Origin of the sequence: Kitasatospora sp. NPDC057198 (assembly GCF_042670125.1) — a bacterium.
GTDB lineage: Bacteria > Actinomycetota > Actinomycetes > Streptomycetales > Streptomycetaceae > Kitasatospora.
The window spans coordinates 1-13597 of the sequence record NZ_JBHUWH010000195.1 but is presented as its reverse complement, the minus strand read 5'-3'; the positions used below and the strand labels follow the sequence as shown (position 1 = coordinate 13597).

Here is a 13597-nt window from a genome sequence, read left to right as displayed (position 1 = left end):
GCCCGGGGCCCGGCACCCCCGCGCCGCCTGTGGCCGGCCGGCCCCCCCCCGCCACCCCCGTGCTGGGCCGGCCGGACACCCCCGGGCAGGGGTCGGCGGCGGGGGTGGTGTACGCCTACGGCCGCCGCGGCGGCGCCGCCGGCCCGCTGGCGGCCGGCGAGCGCGAGCGCGTCCTCGCCGACAGCCGCCCGTACGGCCTGCCCGGCGGGCTCGGCCCGGTCGACCCGGCGCACCAGGCCGAGGCGGTGCGCCGCACCCCGGTGCCCGCGCCGGACCCGATGGTCGGCGAGTGGATCGAGGTGCTCAACGGCGGCGGCCCCGCCGAGAGCGGGCGCGCCAACAACTGCGTGGACGTGTCGCTGTCCGCCGTGGACACCCTCGGCGGCACGCCGACCTGCGCCGCGCCCCGGCTGCCCGACGGCCCGGCCGGCGAGCGCGGCGGCCGCGACCGCGCCGAACTCGAACTCGGCACCCGCTTCCTCGACCTCGGCGACGGCCCCGACGCCCACGGCAAGCTCGGCCAGGCCCTGCTCGCCCACGGCACCGGCACCCGCGCCGTGCTGCTCACCGTCGACGCGTTCGGCCGCTCGCACACCTGGAACGCGGTCAACCACAAGGGCGTGCTCAGCTACCTCGACCACCAGACCGGCTACGCCGCGCCCGCCCCGCTCTACCCGGCCGACCACGGCCTGTGGGCGATCGCGGTGGACGCCGCCGACCGGCCGATCGACCTGACCGCGCCGCTGCCCGCCACCGTCGCCGTCCCGGCGCACGCCCCGGAGGACGCCCCGGCGCCGGCCGCCGAGGCGGAGCCCGAGCCGGTCCTGGTCGGCGCGGGCGGACCGGACGCCGACCGCCCCGAGCCCGCCACCGAGCCCGCGCCGCCGCGTTCCCGGCTCACCATCCACCGCACCACCACCGGGAGCACCAGCCGATGATCACCCGCGAGCAGGCCCTCGCCACCGCCCACCGCTGGGTCAACGGCGACCTCCCGCAGGAGGGTTCACGGCCTGTCAGGTGCCACGAGTTCGACCTCGGCTGGGTGCTCTGGCCGGAGCCCGCGCCGCTCCTCACCGACCCGCTCACCGGCGCCCGCCGCGCCCCCGAGGAGATCGGCGCGGCCTGCGCCGTGGTCGACCGGGCCACCGGCGAACTCGTCGTCTACCCGTCCGTCCCGGTGCCGGTGGTCGAGCAGCTGCACCGCGACCGCCTCGGCGCGGGCAGCCACGACCCGTCCCGGCCGCCGGTCACCGGCCCCGGCACCCGGGCCACCCTCAGCTACCGGGACGACAAGGACCAACTGCGCTCCCTGACCGTCCACTCCGCGCACGGCCGCCCGCACCCCGCCCTGCGCGCCCGGCAGCAGCTCGCCGAACAGGGCGTCCCGGCCGACCGCCTGGTCGCGCTGCGCACCGACCTGCGCCTGTCGATGCTGCCCGGCGGCTACTCCGAGCAGGCCGTCGCCGACCAGCTCCCCGGCGTCCGGCTGGAGTTCGAGCAGCCGTACGGGCCGCGCCACGACCACCGGGCGGCCGCCGTGCGGGCCCTGGTGGCCCGCACCCGCAGCGGCCACAACCGGGTGCCGTTCCCGGTCTCCGTGCCGCCCGCCCAGCCCGAGGACGGGACCGCCCTCGGCAAGCGGCTGGCCGCGCTGTTCGGCGAGGACGGCGCCCGCCGCTTCGAACAGGCCGAGACGCTCGCCGCCGACCTGCCCGAGGCCGTCGCCCGCCCGCTGCGGCACACCGGGCTGCCCCGCGAGGTCCCCGGCCTGTTCACCCTGCACCTGCCCGAGGCCGACGGCATCGCCGAACAGGCCGCCCCGCCGCTGCCCGACCTCGCCGAGCACCTCGCCGCGCTCGGCCGCGGCCGCCGGGCCACCGCCGCCGCCCGCACCGCCCTGCTCGGCCAGCGCCTGCTCGGCACCGACGGCTGGGCGCTGATCACCGTCGACACCGCCCAGGGCAGGGTCCGCGCCGTCGACCCCGACACCTGCGAGGCCCGCTACTGCAACGCCGACCTCACCGCCTTCACCCGCTCACTGGCCCTGTACGCCGAACGCCGCCCCGCCCTGCTCGACCTCCCGCCCGAGCAGGCCGGCCCCGCCGTCGCCGAACTCCAGTGGGCGCTGGCCGGACTCGACCGGACGGCGCTGCGCGACCCGGAGAACTGGTGGGCCGTGATCGTCGAACAGCTCTGGGACGGCATGCTGTGACCTTTTCCGCACCCCTGCTGGTCACCGCGTTGGGCTAGGTTGGACGGTCATGCGACTCGGTGTGCTCGACGTAGGCTCCAACACCGTCCACTTCCTCGTGGTGGACGCCCACCCCGGCGCGGCCCCGCTGCCCGCCTACTCCCACAAGGCCGAACTCCGCCTCGCCGAACTGCTGGAGGAGGACGGGGCGATCAGCGCGGTGGGCGTCGAACGCCTGGTCTCGATGGTCGCCTCCTCGCTCCGGGTCGCCGAGGACAAGGGCGTCGTCGACCTGCTGCCGTTCGCCACCTCCGCCGTCCGGGAGGCCGCCAACGGCGAGGAGGTGCTGCGCCGGGTCGAGGACGAGACCGGCGTCGCGCTCACCGTCCTGTCCGGCCAGGACGAGGCCCGGCTCACCTTCCTCGCCGTCCGCCGCTGGTTCGGCTGGTCCTCCGGCCGGCTGCTCAACCTCGACATCGGCGGCGGCTCGCTGGAGATCGCCTGCGGCATCGACGAGCAGCCCGACGTCGCCACCTCCCTCCCGCTCGGCGCCGGCCGGCTCACCTCCCGCCTCCCCGGCGAGATCGCCGACCCCGGCGACCTGCGCGAACTGCGGCGCCACATCCGCGCCGAGATCGCCGGCTCGGTCGGCGACTTCGCCCGGCTCGGCCCGCCCGACCACGCCGTCGCCACCTCCAAGACCTTCAAGCAGCTTGCCCGGATGACCGGCGCCGCCCCCGAGGGCGCGGGCGTCCGCGTCCCCCGCAGGCTCAGCCGGGCCGGCCTGTCCGCGTGGCTGCCGCGCCTCGCCGCGATGACACCGGGCGAACGCGCCCAGATCCCCGGCGTCTCGCCCGGCCGCGCCCGCCAGCTCCTGGCCGGAGCACTGGTCGCCGACGCGGCGATGGACCTCTTCGGCCTGGAGGAACTCGACATCTGCCCGTGGGCCCTGCGCGAGGGCATCATCCTGCGCCGGCTGGACTCGCTGGACGGGCAGGAGAACCGCGTCGCGATCGAAGCATGAAGCGTTGGGTGCAGATGGGGGCGCGGGGAACTGCGCGAAGCGGGAGGTGAACGCCGGCAGGATTGCGAGACAGTGCAAGTGCTCGTCCTGCTTCGCGACCTGGCTGTGCGTGCTCGGTTGCCCGCGCAGTTCCCCGCGCCCCCGGTTTCGCCTCAGCGCAGCAGGTCTCCCCGCGCCCCGGATGTGTGCCTCCTGTGTGCGCTTCGCTCGGCTCGTCCTGGTCTGACTTAGTCTGGTTGGCGTGGCGGATTCGGCGGACGAGCGGCGGTCGAGGCGCGGCCCCCTGCCGTTGAAGGCGGCGCGGGCCGCCAGGGCGGCGCGGCGGAAGTTGGAGCGGCCGGTGCTGCCGCCGCCGCATCCGGCGCTGCACGTGCCGGACACGAAGGTGGCGCTGTCGACGGCTTCGGTGTACCCGTCGACGACCGGGACGGCGTTCGAGCTGGCGGCGCGGCTGGGGTACGACGGCGTCGAGGTGATGGTGTGGAACGACCCGGTGAGCCAGGACGTGGACGCGCTGCGGCGGCTCTCGGACGAGCACGGGGTGCCGATCCTCGCGGTGCACGCGCCGTGCCTGCTGATCACCCAGCGGGTGTGGAGCACGGATCCGTGGACGAAGCTGGTGCGGGCCCGGAAGGCGGCCGAGCGGCTGGGGGCGGACACCGTGGTGGTGCACCCGCCGTTCCGGTGGCAGCGGCAGTACGCCAAGGAGTTCGTGGCGGGGATCGGGCGGATGGCGGGGGAGACGGACGTCCGGTTCGCGGTGGAGAACATGTACCCGTGGCGCTACCGGGACCGCGAGGTGCTGGCGTACGCGCCGGGCTGGGACGTCACGGACGAGGCGTACCGGCACTTCACCGTGGACCTGTCGCACGCGGCGACGTCCAGGACGGACGCGTTCGAGCTGGTGGACCGGATGGGCGACCGGCTGGCGCACGTGCACCTGGCGGACGGGTCGGGGTCAGGGAAGGACGAGCACCTGATCCCGGGGCGCGGGAAGCAGCCGTGCGCCCAGCTGCTGGAGCGCCTCGCGCGGACGGGCTTCGACGGGCACGTGGTGCTGGAGGTGAACACCCGCAAGTCGGGCGGACCGGCGGAGCGGGAGGCGGACCTGGCGGAGGCGCTGGCGTTCACCAGGCTGCACCTGGCGACGGCCCGGCCCGGTGACTGAAGGGCCGTCCGCCCACAGAGGAACCCGTGCGCGGGCCGCGTGTCCGGCTCTAGGGTCCGACCGTATGACCAACGTATCCCCGGTCGAGGAGGACTCCCCGATGTACGACCTCAAGGCGCACGCCAACTCCTTCGGCCCGGTGGCCGCGCAGTACCAGGCCGCCCGGCCGTCCTACCCGGCGGAGCTGTTCGACGAGTTGGAGCGGCTGTCCGGCCGTCCGCTGGACGGCGCCGACGTGCTGGACGTGGGTGCGGGCACCGGCATCGCGACCAGGCTGCTGGCCGGGCGGGGCGCCCGGGTGGTGGCGGTCGAGCCGAGCGAGGGGATGGCGGCGGTGCTGCGCGAGGTCAGCCCGCAGATCCCGGTGGTGAAGGCCGCCGGCGACGAACTGCCGTTCCACGACGCCTCGGTGGACTTCGTGGCGTACGCCCAGGCGTTCCACTGGACCGACCCGGAGCGCTCGATCCCGGAGGCGCAACGGGTGCTGCGTCCGGGCGGGGCGCTCGCGGTGTGGTGGAACGTCAAGGACTACGAGGTGCCGTGGCTGGCCGCCCAGCAGGAGCGGATGAGGACGGCCCTGTCGACCTACCACTACACCGGCGGGGGGAACGCCCGGCCCGATCAGTTGACGGCCTCGGGCCTGGAGGTGCGCTCGGCCCGGCTGCGCTGGGAGCGGACCGTCCCGGTGGACCAGGTGATCGACGACCTGACCTCCCGCTCGTACTTCGCGGTGCTGACCCCGGAGCAGCGGGCCCCGGTCCTGGCCGCGGAGCGGGCGGCGCTGCTCGCCGAGTTCCCGGACGGGCAGGTGGTCGAGCCGTACCTGCTGGACGTCTTCGTGCTGCCGAAGCCGTAACGCCGCGGCGTCCGCCGGGGGCGCCCGCACTGACCGCATCGCGGACACCGTGTCCGGGGACGGCCGGTGCGGGCGTAGGCTCGACAGCCCCCGAGAGTCTCCTGAAGGAGCGGCAACGATGCCCCAGCTGAGGTCCAACACGGTCACCCAGGGTCGCAACATGGCGGGCGCGCGCGCCCTTCTGCGCGCCGCGGGCGTAGCCCGCGAGGACTTCGGCAAGCCGATCATCGCGGTCGCCAACTCCTTCACCGAGTTCGTCCCGGGCCACACCCACCTGCAGCCGGTCGGCCGGATCGTCTCCGAGGCGATCAAGCAGGCGGGCGGCATCCCGCGCGAGTTCAACACCATCGCGGTCGACGACGGCATCGCGATGGGCCACGACGGCATGCTGTACTCGCTGCCCTCGCGCGACCTGATCGCCGACTCGGTCGAGTACATGGTCAACGCGCACTGCGCCGACGCGCTGATCTGCATCTCCAACTGCGACAAGATCACCCCCGGCATGCTGATGGCCGCGCTGCGCCTGAACATCCCGACGGTCTTCGTCTCCGGCGGCCCGATGGAGGCCGGCAAGGCCACCCTGGTCGACGGCACCGTCCGCAAGCTGGACCTGGTCGACGCGATCTCCCAGGCGGTGAACGAGAACGTCTCCGACGCGGACATCTCGATCATCGAGGAGAACGCCTGCCCGACCTGCGGCTCCTGCTCCGGCATGTTCACCGCCAACTCGATGAACTGCCTGACCGAGGCGATCGGCCTCTCGCTGCCCGGCAACGGCTCGCTGCTGGCCACCCACACCGGCCGCCGCGCCCTGTACGAGCAGGCCGGCCGCACGGTCGTCGAGATCACCGACCGCTACTACGGCGGCGACGACGAGTCGGTGCTGCCGCGCAACATCGCCACCCGCGCCGCGTTCGAGAACGCGATGGCGCTGGACATCGCGATGGGCGGCTCCACCAACACGATCCTGCACCTGCTGGCCGCCGCCCAGGAGGCCGGGGTCGACTTCGACATGCGGGTGATCGACAGCATCTCCCGCAAGGTGCCCTGCCTGTCCAAGGTCGCCCCGAACGGCTCGTACTACATGGAGGACGTGCACCGGGCCGGCGGCATCCCCGCCATCCTCGGCGAGCTGTACCGCGGCGGCCTGCTGCACGAGGACGTGCACACCGTGCACTCCGGCTCGCTCGCCGAGTGGATGAAGACCTGGGACGTGCGCGGCGGCTCGGCCGCCGAGGAGGCCGTCGACCTCTGGTACGCCGCCCCCGGCTGCGTCCGCTCCGCCGAGGCGTTCAGCCAGTCCGAGCGCTGGGAGTCGCTGGACACCGACGCCGCCGGGGGCTGCATCCGCAGCGTCGAGCACGCCTACTCGGTCGAGGGCGGCCTCGCCGTGCTCTACGGCAACATCGCCGAGGACGGCTGCGTGGTGAAGACCGCCGGCGTGGACGAGTCGATCTGGCGCTTCCAGGGCAAGGCCGTGGTCTGCGAGTCCCAGGACGAGGCGGTCGACAAGATCCTCCGCAAGGAGATCACCGAGGGCGACGTGGTGGTCATCCGCTACGAGGGCCCCAAGGGCGGTCCGGGCATGCAGGAGATGCTCTACCCGACCTCCTTCCTCAAGGGCCGCGGCCTGGGCAAGGCGTGCGCGCTGATCACCGACGGCCGCTTCTCCGGCGGCACCTCCGGCCTCTCGATCGGCCACATCTCCCCGGAGGCGGCCTCCGGCGGCGCCATCGCGCTGGTCGAGGACGGCGACTCGATCACCATCGACATCCCGGCCCGCACCATCAACCTGGACGTCTCCTTCGAGGAACTGCACGAGCGCCGGCTCAAGCTGGAGTCCGAGACCGGCTACCGCCCGAAGAACCGCGACCGCCAGGTCTCGGCCGCGCTCAAGGCGTACGCGGCGATGGCCACCTCCGCCGACAAGGGCGCCGTCCGGGACGTCTCCAAGCTCGGCTGACGCGCGTGGCTCCGGGGGCGGCCCCCGTTCGTGGTGATAATCGGACCGTGAGTACGACGCGTACGACGGGAACGACCACCACCGCGGACGGGGCGCCCGCCCCCCAGCCGATCCGCTGGTTCGGCACCACCTGGGTCCAGCGCGGCACCGGCTACTGGCTGCGCCGCGCCGCGGTCTCCGCCGGCGCCCTCGCGGCCACCGCCGCCGGGGCGCTCCTGCTGCGCCTGGGCGTCTCCGGCGTCCGGATCTCCGGCGCCGCCCCGCTCACCCTGCTGCTGATGCTCGCCATCGGCGTCTGCTGCGCCCTGGCTGGCCTGCGGAACTGGAAGATCCTCACCGAGGGCAGGGACTCGCTGACCGGCTGGATGGCCGAGGAGAAGCAACTGGCCGGCGTCTGGCTGGTCGGCTCCACCGGTGCCCTGGCCGCCTACTTCGCCCGCAGCCTGGTCGAGGCCCCCGGCGAGGGCCTCAAGCGCGCCGTCTACGACCAGGAGTCCGCCGTCTGGCACCGCCGCCGGGCCGCCAGGGCGGAGCGCGAGGCCCGCAAGGCGGCCCGGCGGCACGGCTGAGCGGCCGTCAGCTGCGGGTGATCCGGCGGCAGTCCTCGTCCTTTGGCAGCGGCTTGGTGCGGTCGTACGGGTCGGTGGTCGGGCCGGTCGGCGTCGCACCGCTCGCGCCCGTCCCCAGGGACAGGAAGTCCGGCTGGAGGTAGCCGGAGCCCATCTCGCACCAGTTGTTGTCGAACTCGCTGCGGAACTCGTCCAGCACCGGCTTCCCGGGCGTCACGTCGTAGTGCTCCGGGTCGTAGAACCGGAAGGTCATCTCCCGGCGGACGATCTCCCGCTCCACCACCCGGCTGCGGTCCAGCTGCGTCCAGGAGGCCGACCGCGCGCCGGCGCCGAGGCCGTCGGGCACCGGTTTCCCGGCGTCCGGGCCGGGGCGCACCGCGTACACGAAGGTGACGTCGGCGTGCACCAGCATGCCCTTCGCGCCGTCGCCCTCGACGGAGAGCCGGCCCTGCACCTTCACCTGGTCGGTGATCGGCAGCGCCCGGGCCGGGTCGAAGCGGCTCACCCAGCTCACCGGGTCGTGCTCGGCGTCGGGGTGGGCCAGCGCCGCGCGCAGCCATTCGGCGTCCCGGGTGCCCACCAGGTCCAGGACGGGCTGCACGCTCCCGCCCGACAGCACCTGCGGGTCCAGGTTGGCGGCGACCAGGTACGCCTTCACCGCGTCCACGTTCGCGGCCACCTGCTTCGCGCTGAACACGCCCGTCGCGGGCGTGCTGTCGGGGCCGCCGACACCGTCCATGCCGTTCGGCCAGGACTCGGCGGGCGAACCCGCCCAGGGGCGTTCCGGGGTCGGCAGGTCCGGGTCCACGGTGGGCGGGGCGCTGCTCGGCGGGGCGGTCTCCGCGCCCACGGCGGGCAGCGCGGAGGACTCCGGCGCCTTCGAGCGGCCGAGGTCGGTGACGGCCAGTCCGACCAGAACGGCCACCACCACCCCGAGCAGCAGCAGCGCGCTGCGCACCGGGTGCGAGCGCTCCGGCCCGCTCTGCCGGCCCTTCGACCGGACCTCCGTGGCCGGACGCCACGGCTCGTTCACCGGCGGCGGGTTCCTCTTCCACCGCTCGGCCAGCATCCGGGAACGCCCGGACGCCTCCTTGTTCGTCGCGGACCGGACGAACTCCTCGTCCAGCACCAGCCCCTCGAAGGGGTCGTCGGGTCTGCCGGGGCCGCTGTCGTCGGGCCCCGGCGCATCTCTCGTCGGCACGGCCGGAAGTATGCCGACCACCGCCGACACCCCCGACAACGGGGGGGAAACATGACGTGCCGTCAGTCCTTCCGGGCCGCCTTCACCGCCCCCACGACGCCCGCCACCGCCAGCAGCGCGCCGGCCGGCAGCAGCGAGGTGAACAGCGCCCCGAACAGGCCGTGGTCGCCCAGCAGCCACAGCGCCAACGTGTTCAGCACCAGCAGCGCCCCGGAGGCCGGGAGCACGGACTGCCACGGGTGCGCGTCCGCCCAGCGGCGCAGCCGCCGGTCGCCGCCGCGCAGCCGGCCGCCCACCGTGCCGACCAGGAAGAAGGAGAACAGCGCCCAGCTCACCGGCCCGGCCAGGATGTCCAACGACCAGTGCAGGGTGATCACGTCCACCGCGAGCGCGGCGCCGCCGACCACCGTGCCCACCGCCGCCGCGGTCTTCCACGGTCCGAGCGTCGCGGCGGCGACGGCGACCTGGCGGTTCTCACGTCCTGACAACTCTCCGTGTCCCATGCCTCCACGGTGCTCCCGACCGGGCCCGGAATCCATAGCCCGGGCCCCTGAGATTCCCCCTACGGGGGCGGGGCGCGGGCGGCTCGCCCGCAGGGTGGACACCGGTGCCGGGGCGGCGGCCTCCCGGTGCAAGATGGCGGCCAGGAACCGCACCGCACGGAGGCACGCACCATGAGCGACCGCACCACCGCCGGCCAGAAGATCGCCTTCCTCGGGACGGGCAAGATCGGCGAGGCCCTGCTCTCCGGGCTGCTGCGGGCCGGAACCTCGCCCGCCGACGTGCTGGTCACCGCCCGCCGCGCCGAGCGCGCCACCGAGCTCGCCGACCGCTACGGCGTCACCACCGTCACCAACGCGGAGGCCGCCAAGCTCGCCGACACCCTGATCCTCGCGGTCAAGCCGCAGGACATGGGCACCCTGCTGGACGAGCTGGCCGAGCACGTGGCCGCCGACAAGCTGGTGGTCTCGGCCGCCGCGGGCATCCCCACCGCCTGGTTCGAGGAGCGCCTGGCCCCCGGCACCCCCGTGGTCCGGGTGATGCCCAACACGCCCGTCCTGGTCGACGAGGGCATGAGCGTGATCTCCGGCGGCTCGCACGCCACCGAGGCGCACCTGGCCCGCACCGAGGCGATCTTCCGTTCGGTCGGCAAGGCGCTGCGCGTCCCGGAGAGCCAGCAGGACGCCGCCACCGCGCTGTCCGGCTCCGGCCCCGCCTACTTCTACTTCCTGGTCGAGGCGATGATCGACGCGGGCATCCTGCTCGGCCTGCCCCGGCAGGTCGCGCACGAGCTGATCGTGCAGTCCGCGATCGGCGCCTCGGTGATGCTGCGCGACTCCGGCGAGCACCCGGTCAAGCTCCGCGAGGCGGTCACCTCCCCGGCCGGCACCACCATCGCCGCCATCCGCGAACTGGAGAACCACGGCGTCCGGGCCGCCCTGCTCGGCGCGCTGGAGGCCGCCCGGGACCGCTCCCGGGAGCTGGCGGGCGGCGGCAAGTAGGCTCGGACGACATGAGCGATCCCGTGACCGACCGCCTGACCGACCGCGTGGGCTACGACCTGCTGATCCTGGACAACGACGGCGTGCTGGTGGACAGCGAGCCGATCTCCAACCGGGTGCTCGCCGAGTACCTGACCGAGCTCGGCTACCCCACCACCGTCGAGGACTCCTACCGGGACTTCATGGGCACCGCCGCGCACACCGTGCACGACGTGATCGGCGAGCGGTACGGGGCGGCGCTCCCGGAGGGCTTCGACGACCTGTTCCACGACCGGGTGTTCGCCGCCTTCGCGCGCGAACTGCGGCCGGTGGCCGGGGCGGAGAAGCTGCTCACCCACCTCCAGGAGCACGGCGTCCGCTACTGCGTCGCCTCCTCCGCCCACCACTCCTGGATCCGCACCGCGCACCGCCTCACCGGCCTGTCCGGCTACTTCACCGACGAGCTGCTGTTCTCCGCCCAGGACGTCGGCGTCGGCAAGCCCGCCCCCGACCTGTTCCTGCACGCCGCCCGCACCATGGGCGCCGACCCGGCCCGCTGCCTGGTCCTGGAGGACAGCCGTAACGGCGTGCTGGCCGCCCGCGCCGCCGGGATGGACGTCTACGGCTACGCGGCGCTCACCGACCCGGCCAAGCTCACCTCGGCGGGGGCGACCGGCCTGCTCGGCACGCTGGACGAGGCGATCGCCCTGCTGCCGGACTGAGCCCGCGCCGCCGCCGAACTGATCCCTCCGTCCCCCTCCCGTCGGCGCCGCCGACCGCCTACGCTCTGCCCAACAGTTGCGTACCGGCCGGTAGCGTCGGTGGTGAGCGAGGTCCCGATGCAGGTCACGGCCACGGCCGAACCCACCCCCCGGCTCCGGCAGGCGCGGGCCGCGCTGGCCGTCTCCTTCTTCCTCCAGGGCACCACCTTCGCCCTGCTGGTCACCTGCATCACCGACCTGCAGAAACGTTACGGCCTCAGCGACGGCATGCTGCCGCTCTTCCTCGCCGCCGTCCCGATCCTGGCCGGCGTCGGCTCCATCGCCTCCGAGACGCTGGTCAAGCGCACCACCGCACGCGGCGTCCTGCGGGTCGTCCAACCCGCCCTCTGCCTCACCCTCGCCCTCACCGGCCTCGGCTCCCGGCTGTGGCAGCTCGCCATCGCCCTCGGCCTGTTCGGCCTGCTGGTCGGCGCCCTGGACGCCTCGATGAACATGCTCGGCGTCGGCCTCCAGCACCGCTACGGCCGCAGCATCATGATCGGCTTCCACGCCGCGTTCAGCCTCGGCGGCATCGTCGGCGCCGCGATCGCCGCGATCGGCGCCCACTGGGACACCGGGCTGCCGCTGCTCTTCGGCGGCGCCGCGGCCGTCCTCGTCCCCGCCGCGCTCGTTGCCGGACGCTGGTTCGCCGGCCCCGCCGAACTCGGCGACGCCGTCCGCGAAGCCGCCGCGCTGGCCGCCCGCCGCATCCCCTGGAAGCCGCTGCTCCCGCTGTGCGCCGTGATGGCCTTCGCCTACATCGCCGACGCCTCCGTCTCCAACTACAGCGTCAAGTACCTCACCGACGGCCTGGACAGCCCCGAGGACCTCGCCAAGTTCTCCTACCTCGGCTACATGGTCGCCATGCTGCTCGGCCGCGCCGTCGGCGACCGCGCCGTCCAGCGCTTCACCGTCCTGCCCGTCGTCCGCACCGGCACCGCCGTCGCCGCCGCCGGCTTCCTGATCGCCGTCCTCGCCCCCGGCCCCTGGGGCGGCATCCTCGGCTTCACCGTCCTCGGCTTCGGCATCTGCGCGATCATCCCCCAGGTCTTCGCCGCCGGCGGCCGGCTCTTCCCGCACGCCAGCGACGCCGCCGTCGCCCGCCTCAACCTCTTCAACTACGTCGGCTTCCTGATCGGCTCCCCCCTGGTCGGCACCCTCGCCGAGTTCTCCAACTACCGCTGGGCCTTCTGCGCCCCCATGCTCCTCGTCCTCGCCGTCCTCCCGCTCGCCCCGCACTTCGCCCCGGCCCCGGCGGAACAGCCCGATCCGACGAAGGCCCCGGCCTGAGCGGTCAGATCGGTTGGGCGGGTTCGTCCAGCCAGGCGTGCCGCCCGTCCGGGGTGACGGTGAGCCCGAGGCGCTCGATCCCCGGCCGGCCCGCGCCGTGCCACCAGGCGAGGGCGCGCTCGAACTCGTCCCACAGGCGGCGGCCGCCGTACTGCCGGACGCGGTGCCCGTTCCCGCCCTCGCGGAAGGTCGCCGCCGCCCAGGCCGGGACGGTGAGCGAGTACAGCCACAGCGTCCGGCCGCCGTCCCCGTGCTCCTGGACGGCGTGCACGACGTCGCGCAGCCGCAGGCCGGCGGCGAACGGGAACGGGTCGAACCGGCCGTGCGCGGGCAGCACGACGGTGGTGGTGCTCTCGGCGACCGCGCCCCCGGCGGGCGGGGCGTCCGGCCACCGCAGGCGCTGCGAGCGCATCTTCATGAACTCCACCGGCCGCAGGAACGGCCCACTCGCGTTCCCGTCCCGGCCCACCGTGAGCCGGACCAGCGCGTCGGCGTTCGAGTAGTGCGTACCGAAGGGCGCCAGCACCACCCCGCCCGGCCGGATCTGCCCGATCCACGCGTACGGGACCTCCCGCAGCCCGTACGTCACCGTGACCCGGTCGTACGGCGCCCCGGGCGGATGGCCGGGCGCGCCGTCCCCGCACACCAGGTGCGGGCGGTAGCCGGCGGCGTGCAGCGCCGCGCGGGCCCGGGCGGCCACCTGCCGGTCGATCTCGACGCTGGTCACGTTCGCGTCGCCGAGCCGGTGGGCGAGCAGCGCGGCGTTCCAGCCCGTTCCCGTGCCCTGCTCCAGCACCCGCATCCCCGGCTCGACCCGCAGGTCGTCCAGCATCGCGGTGACCAGGGACGGCTGCGAGGCGGAACTCGTCGGCACCGCACCGGGCTCCGTGCCCCGGTGCTCGCCGTCGTCCCACTGGGTGACGACCGGCACGTCCGCCGCGGCCGCCGCCAGCCAGCCGCCCTCGTCGACGGCCCGGTCGAGCGGCCGGCTGGTGCCGGTGGCCATGTCGTGCGCCCAGACCAGATCCGGCAGGAACAGCGAACGCGGCACGGCGGCGAACGCCGGCGCCCATGCGGCGGCGACGGGGAAGGG

The 13597-nt window shown here is 74.5% G+C and carries 13 protein-coding genes; 10 read left to right on the top strand and 3 right to left on the bottom strand.

What is annotated here, in order from left to right; translation table 11 throughout:
- From ACFUEL_RS21770 to ACFUEL_RS21740, 7 genes are all read left to right on the top strand, one after another.
- A partial coding sequence (locus ACFUEL_RS21770) for a toxin glutamine deamidase domain-containing protein (protein WP_380238155.1) occupies window positions 1–938 on the top strand: 938 nt, incomplete at its 5' end.
- Complete coding sequence (locus ACFUEL_RS21765; RefSeq protein WP_380238153.1) at window positions 935–2212, top strand: SUKH-4 family immunity protein; 1278 nt, start codon at window positions 935–937, stop codon at window positions 2210–2212. The genes ACFUEL_RS21770 and ACFUEL_RS21765, both read left to right, overlap by 4 nt.
- 49 nt (window positions 2213–2261) lie before the next feature.
- Window positions 2262–3215 carry a Ppx/GppA family phosphatase gene (locus tag ACFUEL_RS21760; protein ID WP_380238152.1) on the top strand — a complete coding sequence of 318 codons (954 nt, stop codon included), beginning with the start codon at window positions 2262–2264 and terminating at the stop codon, window positions 3213–3215.
- Between the two features lie 340 nt (window positions 3216–3555).
- Window positions 3556–4383 carry a sugar phosphate isomerase/epimerase family protein gene (locus ACFUEL_RS21755; RefSeq protein WP_380238158.1) on the top strand — a complete coding sequence of 276 codons (828 nt, stop codon included), beginning with the start codon at window positions 3556–3558 and terminating at the stop codon, window positions 4381–4383.
- 64 nt (window positions 4384–4447) lie between these two features.
- Window positions 4448–5239: a class I SAM-dependent methyltransferase gene (locus ACFUEL_RS21750; protein WP_380238150.1), complete on the top strand. Its 792-nt coding sequence runs from the start codon at window positions 4448–4450 to the stop codon at window positions 5237–5239.
- Between the two features lie 118 nt (window positions 5240–5357).
- Complete coding sequence (gene ilvD / locus ACFUEL_RS21745) at window positions 5358–7202, top strand: dihydroxy-acid dehydratase (protein ID WP_380238149.1); 1845 nt, start codon at window positions 5358–5360, stop codon at window positions 7200–7202.
- 47 nt (window positions 7203–7249) lie between these two features.
- Window positions 7250–7771: a hypothetical protein gene (locus ACFUEL_RS21740; protein WP_380238147.1), complete on the top strand. Its 522-nt coding sequence runs from the start codon at window positions 7250–7252 to the stop codon at window positions 7769–7771.
- Window positions 7772–7778: 7 nt separating this feature from the next.
- On the opposite strand, the gene ACFUEL_RS21735 is transcribed toward ACFUEL_RS21740, so the two are convergent.
- Complete coding sequence (locus ACFUEL_RS21735; RefSeq protein ID WP_380238145.1) at window positions 7779–8972, bottom strand: hypothetical protein; 1194 nt, start codon at window positions 8970–8972, stop codon at window positions 7779–7781.
- A 62-nt stretch (window positions 8973–9034) separates the two neighbouring features.
- Window positions 9035–9460, bottom strand: coding sequence for a hypothetical protein (locus ACFUEL_RS21730; RefSeq protein ID WP_380238143.1), 426 nt, complete (start codon window positions 9458–9460; stop codon window positions 9035–9037).
- Window positions 9461–9646: 186 nt separating this feature from the next.
- Between ACFUEL_RS21730 and proC the strand changes: the two genes are divergently transcribed.
- The 3 genes from proC (at window position 9647) to ACFUEL_RS21715 (ending at window position 12504) form a co-directional block, all read left to right on the top strand.
- Window positions 9647–10474, top strand: a complete 828-nt coding sequence (gene proC / locus ACFUEL_RS21725) for a pyrroline-5-carboxylate reductase (RefSeq protein ID WP_380238141.1) — start codon at window positions 9647–9649, stop codon at window positions 10472–10474.
- Window positions 10475–10485: 11 nt separating this feature from the next.
- On the top strand, window positions 10486–11175 hold the full coding sequence (locus ACFUEL_RS21720) for an HAD family hydrolase (RefSeq protein ID WP_380238140.1): 690 nt from the start codon (window positions 10486–10488) through the stop codon (window positions 11173–11175).
- 117 nt (window positions 11176–11292) lie between these two features.
- On the top strand, window positions 11293–12504 hold the full coding sequence (locus tag ACFUEL_RS21715) for an MFS transporter (RefSeq protein WP_380238157.1): 1212 nt from the start codon (window positions 11293–11295) through the stop codon (window positions 12502–12504).
- A gap of 4 nt (window positions 12505–12508) precedes the next feature.
- Here the strand turns inward: ACFUEL_RS21715 and ACFUEL_RS21710 are convergent.
- On the bottom strand, window positions 12509–13597 hold a 1089-nt coding region (locus tag ACFUEL_RS21710), incomplete at its 5' end, for a methyltransferase domain-containing protein (protein WP_380238138.1).

Coding starts and splice junctions, on each gene's coding strand:
- ACFUEL_RS21715 (WP_380238157.1), top strand. CDS start 11,293: ATGCAGGTCACGGCCACGGCCGAACCCACCCCCCGGCTCCGGCAGGCG.
- ACFUEL_RS21765 (WP_380238153.1), top strand. CDS start 935: ATGATCACCCGCGAGCAGGCCCTCGCCACCGCCCACCGCTGGGTCAAC.
- proC (WP_380238141.1), top strand. CDS start 9,647: ATGAGCGACCGCACCACCGCCGGCCAGAAGATCGCCTTCCTCGGGACG.
- ACFUEL_RS21760 (WP_380238152.1), top strand. CDS start 2,262: ATGCGACTCGGTGTGCTCGACGTAGGCTCCAACACCGTCCACTTCCTC.
- ACFUEL_RS21720 (WP_380238140.1), top strand. CDS start 10,486: ATGAGCGATCCCGTGACCGACCGCCTGACCGACCGCGTGGGCTACGAC.
- ilvD (WP_380238149.1), top strand. CDS start 5,358: ATGCCCCAGCTGAGGTCCAACACGGTCACCCAGGGTCGCAACATGGCG.
- ACFUEL_RS21750 (WP_380238150.1), top strand. CDS start 4,448: ATGACCAACGTATCCCCGGTCGAGGAGGACTCCCCGATGTACGACCTC.